Here is a 19,351-nt window from a genome sequence, read left to right as displayed (position 1 = left end):
GGCTGTCGAGCGGTGTACAATGCGCGCGTTTTACTGTGACCCCCCTTTGCGTACCTGCGCAAAAGGCCAAAACCTGGGGTTAACCACCCCGATCACTCCGCCCGGCCACGAGCCGGACGGGTTCGATTTCGTCACAGATAAAAACAAACAGGTGACGCATGACCCTTAGAAAGACGCTGTATTCCTGGTGCCTGCGCTGGGGTTTGAGCGGCGCTGCTTGAGCAGAGATTCAAGACAGCAACGTGCATTCAACATCATCAAACCTTGCGTGAGACCCTTTCCATGAGTGGACCCGATTCCTCTTCAGGCGAACTGAAACGTGGCCTGAAAAACCGTCATATCCAGTTGATCGCCCTCGGTGGCGCCATCGGCACCGGCCTGTTCCTGGGCTCGGCCGGCGTGCTCAAGTCCGCCGGCCCGTCGATGATCCTGGGTTATGCCATCTGCGGCTTCATTGCCTTCATGATCATGCGCCAGCTTGGCGAAATGATCGTCGAAGAGCCGGTTGCCGGTTCCTTCAGTCATTTTGCCCACAAGTACTGGGGCGGTTTCGCCGGCTTCCTGTCGGGCTGGAACTGCTGGATTCTGTACATTCTGGTGGGCATGTCGGAGCTGACGGCTGTTGGCAAGTACGTGCACTACTGGTGGCCGGAGATCCCGACCTGGGTCTCTGCGGCGGCCTTCTTCGTGCTGATCAATGTGATCAACCTGGCCAACGTCAAAGTGTTCGGCGAAGCCGAGTTCTGGTTTGCCATCATCAAAGTGGTGGCGATTGTCGGCATGATTGCCCTGGGCAGCTACTTGTTGGTCAGCGGCAGCGGCGGCCCGCAGGCGTCGGTGAGCAACCTGTGGGACCACGGCGGCTTCTTCCCCCACGGCGTCGGCGGCTTGGTGATGGCCATGGCGATCATCATGTTCTCGTTTGGCGGCCTGGAAATGCTCGGTTTTACCGCTGCCGAAGCCGATCAGCCGCGCACCGTGATCCCCAAGGCGATCAATCAGGTGATCTACCGCATCCTGATTTTCTACATCGGCGCCCTGGTGGTGCTGTTGTCGCTGACGCCCTGGGACAGCCTATTGACGACCCTCAACGCGTCCGGCGATGCCTACAGCGGCAGCCCGTTCGTGCAGGTGTTCTCGATGCTGGGCAGCAACACCGCGGCACACATCCTCAACTTCGTGGTGTTGACGGCGGCGCTGTCGGTGTACAACAGCGGCACGTACTGCAACAGCCGCATGCTGCTGGGCATGGCCGAACAGGGCGATGCCCCGCGGGCGCTGGCCAAGATCGACAAGCGCGGCGTGCCGGTACGTTCGATCCTCGCCTCGGCGGCGATCACCCTGGTGGCGGTGCTGATGAACTACCTGATCCCGCAGCACGCGTTGGAACTGTTGATGTCGTTGGTGGTGGCCACGCTGGTGATCAACTGGGCGATGATCAGCTTTTCCCACTTCAAATTCCGCCAACACATGAACCGCACCGGCCAGGTGCCGTTGTTCAAGGCGCTGTGGTACCCGTACGGTAATTACATCTGCCTGGCGTTCGTGGTGTTTATCCTGGTGGTCATGCTGATGATTCCGGGCATCCAGGTGTCGGTGTATGCGATCCCGGTGTGGGTGGTGTTCATGGCCGTGTGTTATTGGATCAAGAACAAACGCAGTGCGCAGCAGCGTCTGGACTTGGTCGCGTCTGCGCTGAAGTAAGGATTTTTTGCAGTCGAGCAAACCCGGCCATGCGCCGGGTTTGTCGTTTCAAGGCATAGGCCGAGCGCGTTCGCGTATCCTTGGTCGCCCCCCAGAGGAACCCATTGCCCATGCTGGTGATTTCCAACAACGTCCACCTGCCCGATGCCGAAATCGAGTTGACTGCCATCCGCGCCCAGGGTGCTGGCGGGCAGAACGTCAACAAGGTGTCGAGCGCGGTGCACCTGCGATTCGATATCCCTGCGTCGTCGCTGCCAGAGTTCTACAAAGAGCGGCTGCTGGCGCTACGTGACAGTCGCATCACCAGCGACGGTGTGCTGGTGCTCAAGGCTCAGTCGTATCGGACCCAAGAGCAGAATCGCGCCGATGCGCTGGCGCGGCTGGTGGAATTGATCCAGAGCGCCACCAAGGTGGAGAAGAAGCGTCGCCCGACCAAGCCGACCCTGGGTTCGAAGAAGCGTCGCCTGGAATCCAAGACCAAGCGCGGCAGCATCAAGGCCGGGCGCGGCAAGGTCGATTTCTAGGCGTCGCGTGCTTCGCGGGCTTTGGGCGCCTGACGATACAAGTACAGGCTTAGCAGCAAGCCACCGAGGGCGGCGAGGGCGGCGAACAGAAAGATTGAGGCAAAGCCGAAGCCTGCCGCCACGGCGCCGGCCAGCGGGCCGGTGACGCCCAGTGATAAGTCGATGAACAACGAATAAGCCCCCACCGCCGAACCACGGCTGGAGGCCGGCACCAGATTGACCGCCTCCACCCCCAGCGCCGGAAACACCAGGGAAAACCCGAAGCCGCTCAACGCCGCGCCCGCCAGGGCCAGGTTGGCGTCCGGGGCCAGCCACAGCAACAGTAGACCGAGGATCTCCACCGACAGGCAGGCGATTGCTACGCGAAAGCCGCCGATGCGGTTGATCAGGTTGCCAAACAACAGGCGCGCCCCGATAAAGCTGGCACCGAACAGGCTCAAGGCCCACACCGCGTTATCCCAGTGCTGGGTGGTGTAATACAAGGTGATGAACGTGGCGATAGTGCCAAAGCCGATAGAGCCCAGGGCCAGCGCGCAGCCGTGAGGCAGCACGCGCCCCAACACATTCATAAATGGCAGGCGCACACCGCTCACAATCGGCGCCGCGACTTTGTTCCACGCCAGCAACAGCCCCACGGCGGCCAGCAGGATGATGCTCACCCCCATGCTCCACAGCCCCAGATGGCTGACCAGCAGCACCCCCAACGGCGCGCCGACGGCCAGCGCGCCATAGCTGGCGATACCGTTCCACGAGATGACTTTGGCGGTGTTGGCCGCGCCTACGCGGCCGATGCCCCAACCGATGGCGCCCGAACCCACCAGGCTCTCAGCGCTGCCCAGCACCAGACGGCCGATCAGCAGGCTGCCCAGGCTCAGCGCCGGCAGGCTGGAAAACCACGCCGCCAGCAGCATGAACACACCGCTCAGGCCGCAGCCCGTCAGGCCGATCAGCACGGCGCGCTTGCTGCCCAGGTTATCGATGATGCGCCCCGCGTACGGGCGGCTCAGCAATGTGGCCAGGTATTGCACGCTGATCACCAGCCCGGCGATCACCGCGCCAAACCCCAGTTCGCTGTGCACATAGCCTGGCAATACGGCCAGGGGAATGCCGATATTCAGGTAACCGATAAAGGTGAATAAGACGATGGAAACAACTTGCAGCGTGACCGCCATGGGGCGCTGGGTATCGGGCATGGGAAGGGTCCACATTCGCAGCAGGTAAAGATAGGCTGCTAATGATACCGGTGGTTTGGCCCGCGCAGGGCAGCAATCCACAAAAAGCTCAGTTCAAAAAGCTCAAGCTTGGGCAGGGCTCAGCAATTGCGTGGTCACCAGAGCGGCGAGGGCGTTTTCTTGGGTACCGAAACGCTTGAGCAGCATGGCTTGCTTATCGGCGCTCAGGCGATTCCACACCTCGACCATCTGCAAGGCCGCATCGAGGATGGCTGTGTCCGGGTTGTCGGGGAGGGTGTCGGTCATGGGAAGATCTCTTGGCTTCAGGCAGTGTGGAAAGCGCTCAATGGTGCGCTTTCCACACGGTCTGGTACGGCGTCAGTCCTGGCGTTCGCTGTCGACTGGTTTGGCTTCTTTGGCCTCAGGCTGCTTGTCGCTGGCCTGTTGCGGGGTTGGCTGCTCAGTTTCGTGCAGGCTTGGGAAGGGGAGATTAGGGATCTCGTGCATTGTCGTCGCTCCTCGCAAAGTCTGTTTTTTTCAATCGCAGGTGATTCCGCGCTTTCAAAAAGCTTTCGCAGGATACAGCACTGTAAATGACAAAAAGATTTTTATATCCACATGACCTAGAACGGCACCTTGCCCAGAATCATGTCGCGGTACATCACAAAATCCCCCAGCAGGCTGTAGAACGGGTGCTGAAACGTCGCCGGACGGTTCTTTTCGAAGAAGAAGTGGCCAACCCAGGCAAAGCCGTAGCCGGCGATCGGCACCGCCAGCAGCAAGCCAAGTGAACCTCGGCCAATGGCATACGCCAGGATGGCGATCACCAGCGTGGTGCCGATAAAGTGCAGGCGGCGACAGGTGCTGTTGCCATGTTCCTGTAGGTAATAGGGGTAGAACTCGGCGAAGCTGTTGAATCGCTTGATATTTTCCACGATGGCCGGCCCTTTGATTGTTATGCCGCCCAACAGATGTTCGGCGGGGAGCTTATTTGAGTCTAGAGTGATCACTGGTAACAGCCAGTGACAATAGATGCCACTTTAGTATCCTTGCCTTCCTGGCTGGCTTTGAGCCTGCTTAATTAAGAAGACGCCATGAGCGAACGAACAACTTCTGCAAGCTGGGCGATGGGGATAGTCAAGGCATTGGAAATGGACGGCCTCGATTGCCAAGCCCTGTTCAAGCAATTGGGTTTGGACTACGCCGCCCTGAGCGATCCCGACGCGCGCTTCCCGCAGGACTCCATGACCCGGCTGTGGCAGCGCGCGGTTGAGCTGTCAGGCAACCCGGCGATTGGCTTGAACATGGGCAAAGTGGTGCGCCCGGCGTCGTTCCATGTGGCTGGTTATGCGCTGATGTCCAGCAACACCCTGGCCGAAGGCTTTATGCGGCTGGTGCGCTATCAGCGCATCATTGCCGAAAGTGCCGACTTGAGTTTCCGTCTGTTACCCGAAGGCTATGCGCTGATTCTGACGGTGCATGGCGACCATCTGCCTCCAACCCGACAAAGCGCCGAAGCCTCCCTGGCCTGTGCGCTGGCGCTATGCGGCTGGTTGACCGGGCGAACCCTGCATCCGCGCAAAGTCCTGTTACAAGGCGAACCACCGCTGGACCTGGCGCCCTACAAGCAGGCGTTCCATGCGCCGCTGGAATTCAATGCGCCCTATGACGCGTTGATCTTCGAGCGTGCCGATATGGACACACCGCTGCCCACGGCCAATGAAGCCATGGCGCTGCTGCATGATCGCTTTGCCGGCGAATACCTGGCGCGCTTCTCGGAAAGCCGTGTGACCCACAAGGCGCGTCAAGTGCTCTGCCGCTTGCTGCCGCAGGGTGAGCCCAAGCGCGAGGTCGTGGCCCGGACGCTGCACCTGTCCCAACGCACCTTGCAACGGCGTTTGCAGGAAGAGGGCACTAGTTTCCAAACTTTGCTCGACGACACGCGGCGCGAATTGGCTGAGCAGTACCTGGCGCAGCCGAGCATGACCTTGCTGGAAATTGCCTACCTGTTGGGGTTCGCCGACCCGAGTAATTTCTTTCGCGCGTTTCGCCGTTGGTTCGATGCCACGCCCGGCGAGTACCGGGCGCGGTTGCAGGACGCGTCGACGGTCAGTGACGCCAGAACGCCGGGATACACAGAACAAAGACTGTGATGATCTCCAGTCGGCCCAGCAGCATGCCCAGGGACAGGATCCACTTGGCCGCATCCGGCAGGCTGGCGAAGTTGCCGGCCGGGCCAATGGTCTCTCCCAGGCCCGGGCCGACGCCGGACACGGTGCTGGCGGCGCCGGTCAGGGCGGTCATCCAGTCCAGGCCCAGCAGCGACAGGGCCAGGGCGATGGCGCAGATGGTGATGGCGAAGAAAAACGAAAAGGTCAGGATCGAGCGCACGATCTCTTCGTCGAGGCGGTGGCCGTTGTATTTCTGCTTGATCACCGCGCGTGGGTGAATCAATTGATTCAAGTTGGCCTTGAGCAGGATGTAAGCCACTTGAAAGCGGAAAATCTTGATGCCGCCCGCCGTGGAGCCCGAACAGCCGCCGATAAACCCCAGGTAGAAGAACAGCATCAGTGAGAAATTGCCCCACAAACTGTAGTCCCCCAGTGCAAAACCGGTGGTGGTCACTACCGATGTGACGTTCAGCGCAACGTGGCGCAGCGCCTCCAGCCAGTGCAGATTGGTGGTCCACCAGTACCAGGTGCCGAGTACCAGCCAGGTCACCAGCAGCAAGCCAAGCAGACCTTGCACCTGCTGATCCTTGATCAATGCCCGACGGTTGCCGCGCAACGTGGCGACGTACAAGGTGAACGGCAGGCTGCCGAGGATCATCACCACCACAGCCACCCAGTGCACCGCCGGTTGCTCCCAGTGGGCCAGGGACTGATCGGAGGTGGAGAAACCACCGGTGGAAATCGCCGACATCGCATGGTTGATCGCGTCGAACAGGCCCATACCGGCCCACCAGAACGCCAGGCTGCCGAGGATGGTGATGCCCACATACGCCGCCACGATCAGCCGCGCCACCATATGCGAGCGCGGCATGACCTTTTCCGAACGGTCCGAGGATTCGGTCTGGAACAGACGCATGCCACCAATGCGCAGCAGCGGCAGGATCGCCACCGCCATGCCGATAAACCCGATGCCCCCCAGCCAGTGCAGCAGCGAGCGCCACATCAGGATGCCCGGTGACATACTGTCCAGACCGCTCAGCACCGTGGACCCGGTGGCGGTAATGCCGGACATGCTTTCGAAAAACGAGTCGGTATAACTGATGTGCTGGGTCAGCAGAAACGGCAACGCGGCGAACACGCACACCACCAGCCAACTGCTGACAGTGAGCAGGTACATGTCTCGCGGGCGCAGGTGCACCTGCTCGGGGCGACCGGGGATAACCAGCGCCAGGCCGGCGACAAACGTGATCAGGCTGGCCCATAAAAAGGAGGGCAGGTCGCTGGTGCGTTCGAAAATGACCAGAGTGGCCATGGGCACAACCATGGCGATCGCAAGGGTGATCAGGAAGATGCCGATGATGAATCCGATGATGCGCAGGGTCGGCAACGCCATGAAGTTCGCTCGAGATAGGGCAGAGGCGCCATTCTACCTGGGGTGCAGGGCATGTAAACCTGCGTGGCCGGGAACGCCGTGACTCAAATGTGGGAGCGGGCATGAACCCCGATGGCGGTGGGTCAGCCGATACCGCCCTCACTGACACACTGCCATCGGGGGCAAGCCCCCTCTCACATGGTTTTTGTGTGGCTATAAAAAAAGGCGACCCGAAGGTCGCCTCTTTCAACTCGGCACTGATCAGAACTCGTGATCGGCGCTATCCGGGTTCAGGTCGCTGATGCCCAGCTTACCCGCTGCGGCTTCGATCGACCCGGTTTGCTTGACCAGGGCGGCGATGGCGTCGCGCACGATCTGGTTACCGGCGTCGTTACCGGCGGCGATCAATTGGTCGTAGTGCTCGCCCTTGTTGGCGTGGTCGACCATGACCTGGATCTTCGCTTCGGTGGCCGCCAGGTCCGCTTTCAACGCGGTATCGGCAGCTGGGTCGGCCTTGGCCACCAGGGAGGACAGGCTGGCGCCGGTCATCTTGGTGCCGTCGACACGGGTGTACTCGCCCAGATAGACGTTACGGATGCCCTTGGCGTCATAGAAGTGCGAGTTGTGGGTGTTGTCGCTGAAGCAGTCCTGCTCGTCTTCCGGCGAGTTGGCTTCCAGGGATACTTTCATCCGCTCGCCAGCCAGTTCGCCCAGGGACAGGCTGCCCATGCCGAACAGCATTTTGCGCAGGCCGTCGGTGGCCGGTTCTGCTTCCAGCGTGGCGCGGTAGTTGTCTTCGACGTTGGGTTTCCAGTTGCCGACCATTTCTTCCAGATCGCTGACCAGCAATTGGGTGACCGCGCTCAGGTAGGCACGGCGACGCTCGTTGTGGCCGCCAGTAGCACCGGCGCCGGTCAGGTAGTCCGAGGCCGGGCGGTTGCCGGCGCCTGGGCCGGTGCCGTTGAGGTCCTGGCCCCACAGCAGGAATTCGATGGCGTGGTAGCCGGTGGCCACGTTGGCCTCGGAACCGCCCAGCTCATTGAGGCTGGCGAGTTTTTCCGGGGTGATGTCTTTCACATCGACCTTGTCTTCGCCGACCTGAACCTGGGTGTTGGCGATGATGTTGGCGGTGGCGCCGGGGTTACCCAAGGCGTGCTCGTAGGACTTGTCGACATAGTCGATCAAGCCTTCGTCCAGGGGCCATGCGTTCACTTGGCCTTCCCAGTCGTCGATGATGGTGTTGCCGAAGCGGAACACTTCGCTCTGCAAGTACGGTACGCGCGCGGCGATCCAGGCGGTGCGCGCGGCTTTCAAGGTTTCATCGTTGGGCTTGGCGAGGAACGCGTCGATGGCGGTTTGCAGGGTTTTTGCGGTGGATTCGGCATCGCTGTACACCGCGAACACCATGTCGGCGTAGTGCGCGACTACCGCCTTGGCGGCGGCTTCGTCGACTTTTCCGGCAGGGGCGGCCGCCGCTGGCGCGGCAGTGCTGGCCGCCGGGGTCGGCGCCTGGGGCGCGGCGGCTTTGTCTTTACCTTCGCCGCAGCCGGCGAGAGAAATGGCAATGGCCAGCAGACTGGCGGTGGCCAGGGGCATACGAATCATGGCGAACATCCTGCTTCGGTTGTTGAGAGGGCGCGCGGGAGCCGCGCAAAACTGCGACATAATGCGAAAGATTTGCATTTTGTGTAAAGGGTTATACGCGGGAAATATTCAGTATCGTTTCGCCAGGTCAAAGAATGGCCGCGTTATTGCGCTCGACTTGCTTCAAAAAAACCGCCAACTCCCGCGCCGGCAGGGGTTTGCTGTAGTAGTAACCCTGACCCTCGTGGCAGCCCTCGGCGATGATATAAGCCTCCTGCTCGGCGGTTTCCACCCCCTCGGCGATCACCTGCATGCCCAGGCTCTTACCCAGTTGAATGATCGCCCGCACGATGGTGGCATCGTCATCATCGTCCAGCAGGTCCTGGACGAAGCTCTTGTCGATCTTGATCTTGTCCAGCGGCAGGCTTTTGAGATAACTCAGGGAGGAATAACCGGTGCCGAAGTCATCGATAGCGATCAAGGCGCCGGAGCGCCGCAGGCTCAGCAGGTGCTGGGCGGCGGTGCTGATGTCTTCCATCAGGCCGGTCTCGGTGACCTCCAGCTCAAGGCTGCGTGGCGGCAGGCGGTAGATTTGCATCAGATTGTTGACCACCCGTGGCAGCTCGGCGTGGTGCAGCTGCACCGTCGAGAGGTTGACCGCCATGCGCAGTTGGGTGAAGCCCTGATCATGCCATTCGCGCAATTGCCGGCAGGCGTGATCCAGCACCCATTCGCCAATGGGAATAATGGTGCCGTTCTGCTCTGCCAGGGGGATGAACAGGTCCGGCGGTACCAGGCCATGCTCGGGGTGCTGCCAGCGCAGCAAGGCTTCGACGCCGACCACCCGTTGTTCGCGATAGCTGACCTGCGGCTGATACACCAAGTGAAACTGCTCGCGGCTCAGGGCGTCGCGCAGGTCTTTTTCCAGCTCGCGGCGCCGGCGCATTTCGCTGTCGACGCTGGCGATATAGAACTGGTAACGGTTGCGTGAACGGCTCTTGGCCAGGGTCATGGTCTGCTCGGCTTTTTGGAGCAACTTCTCGGTGCTGTCGCCATCTTCAGGGAACAGCGTGATACCGATAGTGGCGCGCAGACGGATTTGTTCGTGCTCGAAGGCAAATTCCGCTTCGAGGTCATCCAAGATGCTTTGCGCCAGTTCGGCGGCCTCGTAGGGCTGGTCGATATCGGCCTGCACCAGGGCGAACTGATCGCCCCCCAGGCGGGCCAGGGCGCCGAGCCGCCCGCTGTGGGCACGTAGGCGATCGGCCAGAGCCAGGAGCAATTTGTCGCCGGCCTGGTAAGTGAACTGCTCATTGACGCTTTTAAAATCGTCCAGCCCCACACACAGCACCGCGACACGGCGCTGACGACGGCCGGCGTCGATCAGGATTTTGTCCAGCTGCTCCTGCAGTTTCTGGCGGTTCGGCAGGCCGGTGAGAAAGTCATACTGAGCCATGCGCAGCAGGCTGGATTCGGCTTCGTGGCGCAGGTGCGTGTTGCGTTCGATGGATTCGAGCAACTGATTGGCGGTATTGATCCACAACCCCAGTTCGTTGCGTTCGTGGCCCTTGAGCTGTGGGATTTTGTGTTCGCTGGGCCGGTCCGGGTTGACGGATGTGAGGTGCTCGATAATCCGCGACAGCGGTTTGGTCAGCAACCAGTGATAGACCAGATACAGCACCAGCCCCATGGCCAATGCGCGCAGCACCCCGGAAATGAAAATAATCACCGAATTGACGATAAATCCCTCACCGTAGGTGGCGGTGTCGAGGGTGATGCTCAGATCGCCGTAGTACTCGCTGTAAGGGCCCTTGCCCACCAGGGGCGTGGTGAAGGTGCGTTCCTGGCCAAGAATGAGGTCGGTCAGCCAGCGGCTTGGGGCGTGCTGCAACGCGCGGCTTTTTTCCGCCAACATGGTTTCGTTGGGATGGCCGATGGAGGCCATGCGCACCGCGTCGTCCTGAAACAGCCCCTCGATCACCTGCATGCCCATCTCGCGGTCCAGGCTATACACGGCCTGCGTAGAGGGGTCGCGAAACATATCGAGGATACGCTGGGCATCGCTGGCCACGGCCTGGCGCGTCTTGTAGGCGTCATACACGATCTGCGCCACGCTCAGCGCCACGCCCACGACCAACGCCGACAGCAGCACAACCCGTAGCAACTTCACCGACAAGCTGTTCTTGAGTTCCAGCTTCAAAGGGGCATTCCTTGTCTCATGCGGGTGGCCTTCAATATGCCATGAGTATTGGCAATCTGGTGATGGCAGTCAAAGGGACATTCGGGCAAGTGCGAAAACCGACAAGGTTGTGGAACCGGACGGTATCGATTCGCCACGTAGGGTGGGAAAGGAATACGCCTTTCATACAACGTTGGAGAATCAACTTATGGCAGCAGCAGCAGCAGCATCATCACTAGCAGTAGCAGCCCCGATATTGATTCCATTGGTTAAGCCGGCGATTGCTACGGTCGCTAAGCCGTTCGTTGATCAGGCTGCTAGCACGGTTGGGCGTGTCGGTGAAGAACTATTTAATCTGGTCGGTAATCTGCCGGGGCTAAGATACTAACGCTGAAATCGTCCTTCGAGCGCGAAACAAAGTGGGCGGGGGCACCCGCCCGCAGCGTTGTTTGTTCGCCGTGTGTAATTTCCCTTTTGCCTATGGCGTTGCTGACCTCACCTCGGAAGGAGCGATGGGGGCAGGCGGATTGGCGTACGCCTGCCTCAACCCACGCTTTACCGACCACTGCGAGGACGCAGGGGGGCGACTCCGTTTACCAAGTGATAGTCAAAGTCTTTTTTTCAGGTTCTGGTGTGAGAGAAAACTCGATGGGCTTTGACGCACTTTCTTCGTCGCCGGCAATCTTCTTTGCCGCCGCGTCAGCGAATGGTTGAAGCAAGGGTGCAATTGCCTTGACCAGTTCGCCCATCACCGGAAGTGCCTCTTTAAGCACATCGCCTATCAAAGGAAGAGCTACTTTTGCGTCAATAGTCATCGTGATTTCTCCGGCAGGATATCGGGATAAATTCCCTTCACTGACTGCGTGGCAAATCAGCACTGCACGGTTCCTGTCCTGATCGGGCAGGGGATTACGCCCTGTTTCCAGAATTTACCCTGGAAAAGCAAATGCCCCGACAAGTCGGGGCATTTGCTATAGGCCGGTGCTCTCGCGGCGTTGTTTACGTCGCCTGGGGCACCGAGCGCTTTATAACCGCAAGCGGTGCTCAGGCAGTAAAGGTCTTGCCTTCGAACTGCTCGGCGACGAACTTCCAGTTGACCAGGTTCCAGAACGCTTCCACATACTTTGGACGCACGTTGCGGTAGTCGATGTAGTAAGCGTGTTCCCACACGTCGCAGGTCAGCAGCGGGGTATCGCCGCTGGTCAGCGGGTTGCCGGCGCCGATGGTGCTGGCCAGGGCCAGGGAACCGTCAGCCTTCTTCACCAGCCAACCCCAACCGGAACCGAAGGTGCCGACGGAGGTTTTGGTGAACTCTTCCTTGAACTTGTCGAACGAACCGAACGCCGCGTTGATGGCTTCAGCCAGTGCGCCGGTAGGTTGGCCGCCGGCGTTTGGCGCCAGGCAGTTCCAGTAGAAGGTGTGGTTCCAGACCTGAGCGGCGTTGTTGAAGATGCCGCCCGAAGAGGATTTGACGATCTCTTCCAGGGTCTTGCCTTCGAACTCGGTGCCAGGCACCAGGTTGTTCAGGTTCACGACATAGGTGTTGTGGTGCTTGTCGTGGTGGTACTCCAAGGTTTCCTTGGAGATGTGCGGCTGCAGGGCATCGTGTGCGTAGGGCAGCGGCGGCAATTCGAAAGCCATGATGATTCTCCTAATCAGGTCAGTTGCGGTGAGCGCAAGGCCGATCACGGGCGGCCAAACATGCGCCGGGGAGTTTGTACTCTTTGCGGCGCAGGGGCAGGATCATAGCACCGGGGGTGTGGCAAAACCACGCAACAACTGTGTGGGATAGAGGTTCCAGAGCGTTTTGGAATATTGCTCACGCGCTGATCAATTGATAGGCCACGCTGAACATCATGATCGCCACCAGCAGGTCCAGCAGGCGCCAGGTCGATGGACGCGCCAGCCACGGGGCCAACCAGGCCGCGCCGAGTGCGAGAGTGGCGAACCACAGGAACGACGCGCTGGCGGCGCCGGCGACATAGGCGCCAGGCTCGGTTTGCTGAGCGCCCAACGAGCCGATCAGCAACACGGTATCCAGATACACATGGGGATTGAGCAATGTCACCGCCAGTGCGCTCAGCAGCACCGCGCGCAATGAGCGGACCTTGAGACTGCCGCCTTGCTCCAGGCTCTGCGTGGAAAACGCCCGGCGCAGCGCCAAAGTGCCGTACCACAACAAGAACGCGGCACCGCCCCAGCGCGCAATCGCCAGCAGCAGCGGGTTTCGCGCCAGCACCGTCGCCAGGCCGAACACCCCGGCGGCCACCAGAATCGCATCGCACACCACGCACAGTGCCGCCACGGGCAAGTGATGTTCACGCCGCAGGCTCTGCGCCAATACAAAGGCGTTTTGCGAGCCGATCGCCATGATCAGCCCCAGCGCGACCAACAGACCGTTCAGATAGCTTTGCCACATAAGGTTTACTCCGCGGTCGCCGCCAATTGGCGCAGTACAGCCATGGCGCGCTCGGCATCGGCGCGGCCGACAAACAGGTGGTCGTGGTAATAACCGGCAATCACGTTGCAACTGATGCCGGCCTTGCCCAGGGCGCTGGCGAAAGCGGCGGTCAGGCCCACGGCTTCCAGGGCCGAATGCACGTTCAGGGTGATCCATGCGGCGACGTACTCGAACGCCAGGCCGGCCTGTTCTGCCTGCTGACGTTCGACGATGAGGGTCAGGCCCTCCTGCTCACGGAAACTGCCGATGACCTCGCAGGCTGGCGGGATACGGCCGTCGGGCAGGGTACAAAATACGTAGTCACCTTCATTGAGGTGTGGGCTCATGCTGCGCAGCAGCGTTGCCAGTGTGGTTTCGCCGGCCATAGGCGGGGTTCCTTATAAAGAGAAGCAATGCTGGCTATTCTCCCGACGCAAGCTGTATAAGAAAAACCAATATTGCTGATCGCTCATTAGAGAAACTGATGTTCGACTATAAATTGCTGTCCGCCCTGGCGGCGGTAGTGGAACAGGCTGGCTTCGAACGCGGTGCGCAGGTGCTGGGGGTGTCGCAATCGGCGATTTCCCAGCGCATCAAACTGCTGGAAGCGCGTATCGGCCAACCAGTGCTGGTGCGGGCTACGCCGCCGGCGCCCACGGAGATCGGCCGTCGTCTGCTTAACCATGTGCAACAGGTGCGTTTGCTGGAGCGTGACCTGCAGAGTCAGGTGCCGGCGCTGGACGAAGAGGGCATGCCCGAGCGCCTGCGTATCGCCTTGAATGCCGACAGCTTGGCCACTTGGTGGGCCGAGGCGGTCAGTGGGTTTTGCGCTGAGCAGCACTTGCTGCTGGATCTGGTGGTGGAAGACCAGGCGGTCAGCCTCAAGCGCATGCGCGCCGGTGAGGTAGCGGCCTGCATCTGCGCCAGCGAGCGTCCGGTGGCCGGCGCGCGCAGCCTGTTGCTTGGCGCCATGCGTTATCGCGCACTGGCCAGCCCGGCCTTTATTGCGCGGCACTTTCCCGGCGGTGTGCGTGCCGATCAGTTGGCCCGCACCCCGGCGCTGGTGTTTGGCCCGGATGATTTCCTGCAACACCGTTACCTGGCGTCGCTCGGTGTGGACGGCGGTTTCGAACACCATTTATGCCCCTCGTCCGAAGGCTTTATCCGCCTGACGGAAGCTGGGCTGGGCTGGGGCCTCGTCCCCGAATTACAGGTGCGCGACCAGTTGCAAAAAGGCGTGTTGGTGGAGTTATTGCCAGATAAGCCGATCGATGTGCCGTTGTACTGGCATCATTGGCGCAGTGGCGGGCAATTGCTGAACTTGTTGACCGACCATCTGGCCCACGCGTGCGGCCAATGGTTGGTGCCGTTGGACTGACGGCGTGCGTCAAGGCAACCGCGATGAAAAATGAAAGAACACGGGGTAATACATGAAGATTCTGGTCACCGGCGCAAGCGGCTTCATCGGCGGACGCTTTGCGCGTTTTGCCCTGGAGCAGGGCCTGGACGTGCGGGTCAACGGGCGACGCGCCGAAGGTGTAGAGCACCTGGTGCGGCGTGGCGCCGAGTTTATCCAAGGTGATCTGAATGACGCCGACCTGGTGCGCGACCTGTGCCGAGACGTGGAGGCCGTGGTGCACTGCGCCGGCGCCGTGGGGCTGTGGGGCAAGTATCAGGACTTCCATCAAGGCAATGTGCTGGTCACCGAAAACGTGGTCGAAGCCTGCCTCAAGGAGCGGGTCCGGCGTCTGGTGCATTTGTCCTCGCCGTCGATCTACTTTGACGGCCGCGACCACTTGGGCCTGACTGAAGAGCAAGTGCCCAAGCGCTTCAAGCATCCCTATGCCGCTACCAAATACCTGGCGGAACAAAAAGTGTTCGGCGCCCAGGAGTTCGGTCTTGAGGTGCTGGCGCTGCGCCCGCGCTTCGTGACGGGGGCCGGCGATATGAGCATCTTCCCGCGCTTGCTGAACATGCAGCGCAAGAACCGCCTGGCGATCGTCGGCGACGGCCTGAACAAGGTCGACTTCACCAGCGTGCACAACCTTAATGAAGCGCTGCTAAGCAGTCTGCTTGCCACCGGCTCGGCACTGGGCAAGGCCTACAACATCAGTAATGGCGCGCCGGTGCCGGTGTGGGATGTGGTGAACTATGTGATGCGCCAAATGCAGTTGCCCCAGGTCACACGGTATCGTTCCTACGGTTTGTCCTACAGCGTGGCAGCGTTGAACGAGGCATTCTGCGCGATCTGGCCCGGTCGACCGGAGCCTGCCTTGTCGCGCCTGGGGATGCAGGTCATGAACAAAGATTTCACCCTCGACATCAGTCGGGCCAGGCATTATCTGGACTATGAGCCCAAGGTCAGCCTGTGGACCGCCCTCGACGAGTTCTGCGGCTGGTGGAAGGCTCAGGATCCGGGCACTCGGTAAGGTCACAAGCGGCAACACACCGGGAACCGAATGTGGGGTTCCCGGTCGATCAGTGCGGCGGGGTGGCGGTTTATACTGCCGTCGCTCGGCGTTCCAGCCAGCCATTTCAATGATTCAGGGTTGATCCATGCGTAACGATGCCAACGACGATTTCGACAACGTTCCCAGCCTGCGGGCCGACCTTGGGGACGACGATGATTTCGAACCCACCCCGGCCACCTCGGTGCGTTCGCGCACGACGCCGGTGGTCAAGGTCAAGAGCGCCAATACCGGGCCGTTGTGGGCCTTGATCGGCGCGCTGCTGATCGCCTTCGCCGGCCTGGCCTGGTGGAGCTTCCAGCAGATTTCCCTGATGGGCCAGCAATTGGTTGCCACCCAGGAGAGCTTTGCCCGCATCAGCGAAGAAGCGGCCGGGCGCTTGCAGGACATTTCCGGCAAGGTTGTGGCCAGTGAAGCCAATGTGAACAACGGCAGCGAAGCGTTGAAATTGCAGATCCAGCAGTTGGAAAAGCAATTGCTGGAGCAGGGCAAGCAGCAACTCGGCGTGGCCGGCCAGGCCACCGAGCTGGACAAGCGCCTGGCACAGATGACGGCCAGCACCACCGACTTGTCCAACGCCAATGCCAAGTTGCAAGGCCAGGTGCAAGCCCTCACCGACGCCGTAGCGACGCTCAAGGCCGCCCAGGGCGATACCGCCAAGCGCGACGCCGAGATCAAGGACCTGGTCGCCGACGTTGCCGCGCTGAAAAAGCAGGGTAACCCAAGCGCCGCCATTGCCCGCCTTGAGCAGGACCTGGTGGTGCTCAAGAGTGCGCAGGAGACTCAGCCACTCAACAGTGATGCGCCCACCAACAAGGAATTCGATGTGTTCCGCATCCAGACCACGCGCAATATCACCACCCTGCAAAGCCAGGTGCAGAACCTGCAGCGCCAGATCGCCGCACCGACGCAATAATCGCTTGAGGAAATGTCACCGTCTGGTGACATTTCCTATCCCCTTCGTTACATGCCCCTGCAAGGCCCTTGTTTAGACTCCGGTCATCCCACAAAAAACAATAAGGGCCGCCCCCATGACCACCCAACCACTGCCCGCCAGCAGTTGGCTGAACGCACCTGCCCATCACGCTTGGCTCGCCGCCGAAGGCCAGCGCCTGCTGACATTCGCCAAAGCCTCGCGGCTGCCCGACGGTTTCGGCAACCTGGACGCTACCGGCCGATTGCCCGCCGACGCTCACGCCGAAACCATGAACACCGCCCGCATGACCCACAGCTTCGCCATGGCCCATGCCATGGGCTTGCCCGGTTACGCCGAGCTGGTGGCTCATGGCGTTGCGGCCCTAAGCGGCCCGTTGCGGGACCCTGAACACGGCGGCTGGTTCGCCACGCCTCGTGCATTGGATGGCAACCGAGGTAAAGCCGCCTACCTGCACGCATTCGTGGCGCTGGCCGCCAGTTCTGCGGTGGTGGTCGGTGCGCCCGGCGCGCAGCAGTTGCTCACCGATGCGATCCATATCATCGACCAGTTTTTCTGGAGCGAAGAGGAGGGCGTGATGCTCGAATCCTTTGCCCAGGACTGGAGCGGGCTGGAGGCCTATCGCGGCGCCAACAGCAATATGCACGCTACCGAAGCCTTCCTCGCCCTGGCCGATGTCACCGGCGATACGCGCTGGCTGGACCGCGCGCTGCGGATCGTCGAGCGATTGATTCACCAGCATGCCGCCGGCAGTCAATTCATGGTGATCGAACACTTCGACGCCCATTGGCAACCCCTGCGGGCCTACAACGAAGACAACCCCGCCGATGGTTTCCGCCCCTATGGCATCACCCCCGGCCATGGTTTCGAATGGGCGCGGCTGGTGCTGCACCTTGAGGCCGCGCGCCTGCATGCCGGGTTGCCCACCCCCGCGTGGCTGCTGGGTGACGCCAAGGGCCTGTTCGCCAGTGCCAGCGAATACGCCTGGTCTGTGGACGGTGCGCCGGGAATTGTCTACACCCTGGACTGGAACCATCGCCCGGTGGTGCGCGAGCGCCTGCACTGGACCCACGCTGAAGCCAGCGCCGCCGCCCAGGCCCTGCTCAAGCGCACCGGCGAGTTGCACTACGAAACCTGGTACCGGCGGATCTGGGAATTCTGCGACAGCCACTTTATCGACCGCGTGCAGGGCAGTTGGCACCACGAGCTCAGCCCACATAACCAACCCAGCAGCAAGATTTGGGGCGGCAAGCCAGACCTGTACCATGCCTGGCAAGCGGTGGTGCTGCCTGCGCTGCCGCTGGCGCCCAGCATGACCAGCGCCTTGAGCGCCGGAAGCTATGTCACCAAGTGGTGACGTTTGTGCATCCCTTTGTTACCTGCGCCCCAAAAATCCATGTTTAAACTCCGTGCAGCGCAAGCCTAAGACTTGCATGCATAACAACAAAAAAAGGTACTCAGATGAACGCGATTAATCGCCTCGCCGTTGCTATTTCCCTTGCCTCGTTGTTCCCCCTCAGTGCATTTGCCGCCGACTCCAAAGGTACGGTTGAAGTGGTGCATTGGTGGACCTCGGGTGGCGAAAAAGCGGCTGTGGATGTCCTGAAGGCCCAAGTTGAGAAAGACGGTTTCACCTGGAAAGACGGAGCCGTCGCCGGCGGTGGTGGCGCGACTGCCATGACCGTGCTCAAAAGCCGCGCCGTCGCCGGCAACCCACCGGGCGTAGCCCAGATCAAAGGCCCCGACATCCAGGAGTGGGCGTCCACCGGCCTGCTCGACACCGACGTGCTCAAAGACGTCGCTAAAGAAGAAAAGTGGGATTCGCTGCTCGACAAAAAAGTCTCCGATACCGTGAAGTACGAAGGTGACTATGTCGCCGTACCGGTCAATATCCACCGTGTGAACTGGCTGTGGATCAACCCGCAAGTCTTCAAGAAAGCCGGCATCACCAAGAACCCGACCACCCTCGAAGAATTCTACGCAGCGGGCGACAAGCTCAAGGCCGCGGGTTTCATTCCGCTCGCCCACGGTGGCCAGCCTTGGCAGGACAGCACCGTGTTTGAAGCGGTGGTGCTCTCGGTGATGGGCGCCGATGGCTACAAGAAAGCCCTGGTCGACCTGGATAACGCCGCGCTGACCGGCCCGGAAATGGTCAAGGCCCTGACTGAGCTGAAGAAAGTCGCGACCTACATGGATGTCGACGGCAAAGGCCAGGACTGGAACCTGGAAGCCGGCAAAGTCATCAACGGCAAGGCCGGTATGCAGATCATGGGTGACTGGGCCAAGTCCGAGTGGACCGCCGCCAAGAAAGTCGCCGGCAAGGATTACGAGTGCGTAGCCTTCCCAGGTACCGACAAAGCCTTCACCTACAACATCGACTCCCTGGCGGTGTTCAAGCAGAAAGACAAAGGCACTGCGGCCGGTCAGCAGGACATTGCCAAAGTCGTGCTGGGTGAAAACTTCCAGAAAGTCTTCAGCATCAACAAGGGTTCGATCCCTGTTCGAACCGACATGCTCAATGAAATGGACAAGCTCGGCTTCGACTCCTGCGCCCAAACTGCAGCCAAGGACTTCCTGGCTGATGCCAAGACCGGCGGCCTGCAACCAAGCATGGCCCACAACATGGCCACCACCCTGGCTGTGCAAGGCGCGTTCTTCGATGTCGTGACCAACTACATCAACGACCCGAAAGCCGACCCGGCCGACACCGCCAAGAAACTCGGCGCTGCGATCAAGTCTGCCAAGTAGGAACTAGCTACAAGCTACAAGCTGCAAGCTGCAAGCGGGGCGGTATGTCTTGACG

Annotated in this window: 20 protein-coding genes; 9 read left to right on the top strand and 11 right to left on the bottom strand. The window is 60.8% G+C overall.

Annotated features, from left to right (window positions below; all coding sequences use genetic code 11):
• Positions 1–282 precede the first annotated feature (282 nt).
• On the top strand, positions 283–1,704 hold the full coding sequence (locus FIV35_RS09355; protein ID WP_034139108.1) for an amino acid permease: 1,422 nt from the start codon (positions 283–285) through the stop codon (positions 1,702–1,704).
• 110 nt (positions 1,705–1,814) lie between these two features.
• A complete protein-coding gene (gene arfB, locus FIV35_RS09350) occupies positions 1,815–2,228 on the top strand; it encodes an alternative ribosome rescue aminoacyl-tRNA hydrolase ArfB (protein WP_034114970.1) in 414 nt (137 codons plus the stop codon).
• Here arfB and FIV35_RS09345 read toward each other — a convergent pair.
• The 4 genes from FIV35_RS09345 to FIV35_RS09335 form a co-directional block, all read right to left on the bottom strand.
• Positions 2,225–3,421: an MFS transporter gene (locus FIV35_RS09345; protein ID WP_034114969.1), complete on the bottom strand. Its 1,197-nt coding sequence runs from the start codon at positions 3,419–3,421 to the stop codon at positions 2,225–2,227. The two genes, arfB and FIV35_RS09345, sit on opposite strands and share 4 nt — an antisense overlap.
• A gap of 102 nt (positions 3,422–3,523) precedes the next feature.
• Positions 3,524–3,706 (bottom strand): hypothetical protein, encoded by a 183-nt coding sequence (locus FIV35_RS09340; RefSeq protein ID WP_034100091.1) that lies wholly within the window; start codon positions 3,704–3,706, stop codon positions 3,524–3,526.
• 72 nt (positions 3,707–3,778) lie between these two features.
• Complete coding sequence (locus tag FIV35_RS30095) at positions 3,779–3,907, bottom strand: hypothetical protein (protein ID WP_259743740.1); 129 nt, start codon at positions 3,905–3,907, stop codon at positions 3,779–3,781.
• Positions 3,908–4,023: 116 nt separating this feature from the next.
• A complete protein-coding gene (locus FIV35_RS09335) occupies positions 4,024–4,335 on the bottom strand; it encodes an Mpo1-like protein (protein ID WP_034139207.1) in 312 nt (103 codons plus the stop codon).
• 159 nt (positions 4,336–4,494) lie between these two features.
• Here FIV35_RS09335 and FIV35_RS09330 point away from each other — a divergent pair, with 159 nt between their 5' ends.
• A complete protein-coding gene (locus FIV35_RS09330) occupies positions 4,495–5,553 on the top strand; it encodes an AraC family transcriptional regulator (protein WP_034100089.1) in 1,059 nt (352 codons plus the stop codon).
• Here FIV35_RS09330 and FIV35_RS09325 read toward each other — a convergent pair.
• The 3 genes from FIV35_RS09325 to FIV35_RS09315 form a co-directional block, all read right to left on the bottom strand.
• Positions 5,510–6,964, bottom strand: coding sequence for a TrkH family potassium uptake protein (locus FIV35_RS09325; protein ID WP_034100087.1), 1,455 nt, complete (start codon positions 6,962–6,964; stop codon positions 5,510–5,512). The two genes, FIV35_RS09330 and FIV35_RS09325, sit on opposite strands and share 44 nt — an antisense overlap.
• 240 nt (positions 6,965–7,204) lie before the next feature.
• On the bottom strand, positions 7,205–8,548 hold the full coding sequence (locus tag FIV35_RS09320; RefSeq protein WP_034139107.1) for an imelysin family protein: 1,344 nt from the start codon (positions 8,546–8,548) through the stop codon (positions 7,205–7,207).
• A 127-nt stretch (positions 8,549–8,675) separates the two neighbouring features.
• Entirely contained in the window at positions 8,676–10,727 is a 2,052-nt protein-coding gene (locus FIV35_RS09315) for a putative bifunctional diguanylate cyclase/phosphodiesterase (RefSeq protein WP_034100084.1), read from the bottom strand.
• Between the two features lie 187 nt (positions 10,728–10,914).
• Here FIV35_RS09315 and FIV35_RS09310 point away from each other — a divergent pair, with 187 nt between their 5' ends.
• Positions 10,915–11,094 (top strand): hypothetical protein, encoded by a 180-nt coding sequence (locus FIV35_RS09310; protein WP_146374963.1) that lies wholly within the window; start codon positions 10,915–10,917, stop codon positions 11,092–11,094.
• 205 nt (positions 11,095–11,299) lie between these two features.
• Here FIV35_RS09310 and FIV35_RS09305 read toward each other — a convergent pair whose 3' ends face one another.
• The 4 genes from FIV35_RS09305 to FIV35_RS09290 form a co-directional block, all read right to left on the bottom strand.
• Positions 11,300–11,521 (bottom strand): hypothetical protein, encoded by a 222-nt coding sequence (locus FIV35_RS09305; protein WP_034139106.1) that lies wholly within the window; start codon positions 11,519–11,521, stop codon positions 11,300–11,302.
• Positions 11,522–11,750: 229 nt separating this feature from the next.
• The gene (locus FIV35_RS09300) at positions 11,751–12,347 is read right to left on the bottom strand and encodes a superoxide dismutase (protein ID WP_003212997.1); all 597 of its coding nucleotides are present in this window, start codon (positions 12,345–12,347) and stop codon (positions 11,751–11,753) included.
• Between the two features lie 178 nt (positions 12,348–12,525).
• The gene (locus FIV35_RS09295) at positions 12,526–13,125 is read right to left on the bottom strand and encodes a LysE/ArgO family amino acid transporter (protein ID WP_034139105.1); all 600 of its coding nucleotides are present in this window, start codon (positions 13,123–13,125) and stop codon (positions 12,526–12,528) included.
• 5 nt (positions 13,126–13,130) lie between these two features.
• Positions 13,131–13,532: an ACT domain-containing protein gene (locus FIV35_RS09290; RefSeq protein WP_034139104.1), complete on the bottom strand. Its 402-nt coding sequence runs from the start codon at positions 13,530–13,532 to the stop codon at positions 13,131–13,133.
• Positions 13,533–13,630: 98 nt separating this feature from the next.
• Between FIV35_RS09290 and FIV35_RS09285 the strand changes: the two genes are divergently transcribed.
• From FIV35_RS09285 to FIV35_RS09265, 5 genes are all read left to right on the top strand, one after another.
• Positions 13,631–14,524: a LysR family transcriptional regulator ArgP gene (locus FIV35_RS09285; protein WP_034100077.1), complete on the top strand. Its 894-nt coding sequence runs from the start codon at positions 13,631–13,633 to the stop codon at positions 14,522–14,524.
• A 52-nt stretch (positions 14,525–14,576) separates the two neighbouring features.
• Complete coding sequence (locus FIV35_RS09280) at positions 14,577–15,575, top strand: NAD-dependent epimerase/dehydratase family protein (protein WP_034139103.1); 999 nt, start codon at positions 14,577–14,579, stop codon at positions 15,573–15,575.
• 127 nt (positions 15,576–15,702) lie between these two features.
• Positions 15,703–16,530 (top strand): ATPase, encoded by an 828-nt coding sequence (locus tag FIV35_RS09275; RefSeq protein ID WP_034114963.1) that lies wholly within the window; start codon positions 15,703–15,705, stop codon positions 16,528–16,530.
• A gap of 115 nt (positions 16,531–16,645) precedes the next feature.
• Positions 16,646–17,905 (top strand): D-mannose isomerase, encoded by a 1,260-nt coding sequence (locus tag FIV35_RS09270; RefSeq protein ID WP_034139102.1) that lies wholly within the window; start codon positions 16,646–16,648, stop codon positions 17,903–17,905.
• A 104-nt stretch (positions 17,906–18,009) separates the two neighbouring features.
• A complete protein-coding gene (locus FIV35_RS09265) occupies positions 18,010–19,296 on the top strand; it encodes an ABC transporter substrate-binding protein (protein ID WP_034139101.1) in 1,287 nt (428 codons plus the stop codon).
• Positions 19,297–19,351 lie beyond the last annotated feature (55 nt).

This window comes from Pseudomonas rhodesiae (genome assembly GCF_007858255.1).
GTDB lineage: Bacteria > Pseudomonadota > Gammaproteobacteria > Pseudomonadales > Pseudomonadaceae > Aquipseudomonas > Aquipseudomonas rhodesiae.
This window is presented reverse-complemented; position numbering and strand designations above follow the sequence as displayed.

Excerpts from the sequence above, each read along its gene's own strand:
- FIV35_RS09355 (WP_034139108.1), top strand. The coding sequence starts at position 283 with ATGAGTGGACCCGATTCCTCTTCAGGCGAACTGAAACGTGGCCTGAAA.
- arfB (WP_034114970.1), top strand. The coding sequence starts at position 1,815 with ATGCTGGTGATTTCCAACAACGTCCACCTGCCCGATGCCGAAATCGAG.
- FIV35_RS09345 (WP_034114969.1), bottom strand. The coding sequence starts at position 3,421 with ATGCCCGATACCCAGCGCCCCATGGCGGTCACGCTGCAAGTTGTTTCC.
- FIV35_RS09340 (WP_034100091.1), bottom strand. The coding sequence starts at position 3,706 with ATGACCGACACCCTCCCCGACAACCCGGACACAGCCATCCTCGATGCG.
- FIV35_RS30095 (WP_259743740.1), bottom strand. The coding sequence starts at position 3,907 with ATGCACGAGATCCCTAATCTCCCCTTCCCAAGCCTGCACGAAACTGAG.
- FIV35_RS09330 (WP_034100089.1), top strand. The coding sequence starts at position 4,495 with ATGAGCGAACGAACAACTTCTGCAAGCTGGGCGATGGGGATAGTCAAG.
- FIV35_RS09325 (WP_034100087.1), bottom strand. The coding sequence starts at position 6,964 with ATGGCGTTGCCGACCCTGCGCATCATCGGATTCATCATCGGCATCTTC.
- FIV35_RS09320 (WP_034139107.1), bottom strand. The coding sequence starts at position 8,548 with ATGATTCGTATGCCCCTGGCCACCGCCAGTCTGCTGGCCATTGCCATT.
- FIV35_RS09310 (WP_146374963.1), top strand. The coding sequence starts at position 10,915 with ATGGCAGCAGCAGCAGCAGCATCATCACTAGCAGTAGCAGCCCCGATA.
- FIV35_RS09305 (WP_034139106.1), bottom strand. The coding sequence starts at position 11,521 with ATGACTATTGACGCAAAAGTAGCTCTTCCTTTGATAGGCGATGTGCTT.
- FIV35_RS09300 (WP_003212997.1), bottom strand. The coding sequence starts at position 12,347 with ATGGCTTTCGAATTGCCGCCGCTGCCCTACGCACACGATGCCCTGCAG.
- FIV35_RS09295 (WP_034139105.1), bottom strand. The coding sequence starts at position 13,125 with ATGTGGCAAAGCTATCTGAACGGTCTGTTGGTCGCGCTGGGGCTGATC.
- FIV35_RS09290 (WP_034139104.1), bottom strand. The coding sequence starts at position 13,532 with ATGGCCGGCGAAACCACACTGGCAACGCTGCTGCGCAGCATGAGCCCA.
- FIV35_RS09285 (WP_034100077.1), top strand. The coding sequence starts at position 13,631 with ATGTTCGACTATAAATTGCTGTCCGCCCTGGCGGCGGTAGTGGAACAG.
- FIV35_RS09280 (WP_034139103.1), top strand. The coding sequence starts at position 14,577 with ATGAAGATTCTGGTCACCGGCGCAAGCGGCTTCATCGGCGGACGCTTT.
- FIV35_RS09275 (WP_034114963.1), top strand. The coding sequence starts at position 15,703 with ATGCGTAACGATGCCAACGACGATTTCGACAACGTTCCCAGCCTGCGG.
- FIV35_RS09270 (WP_034139102.1), top strand. The coding sequence starts at position 16,646 with ATGACCACCCAACCACTGCCCGCCAGCAGTTGGCTGAACGCACCTGCC.
- FIV35_RS09265 (WP_034139101.1), top strand. The coding sequence starts at position 18,010 with ATGAACGCGATTAATCGCCTCGCCGTTGCTATTTCCCTTGCCTCGTTG.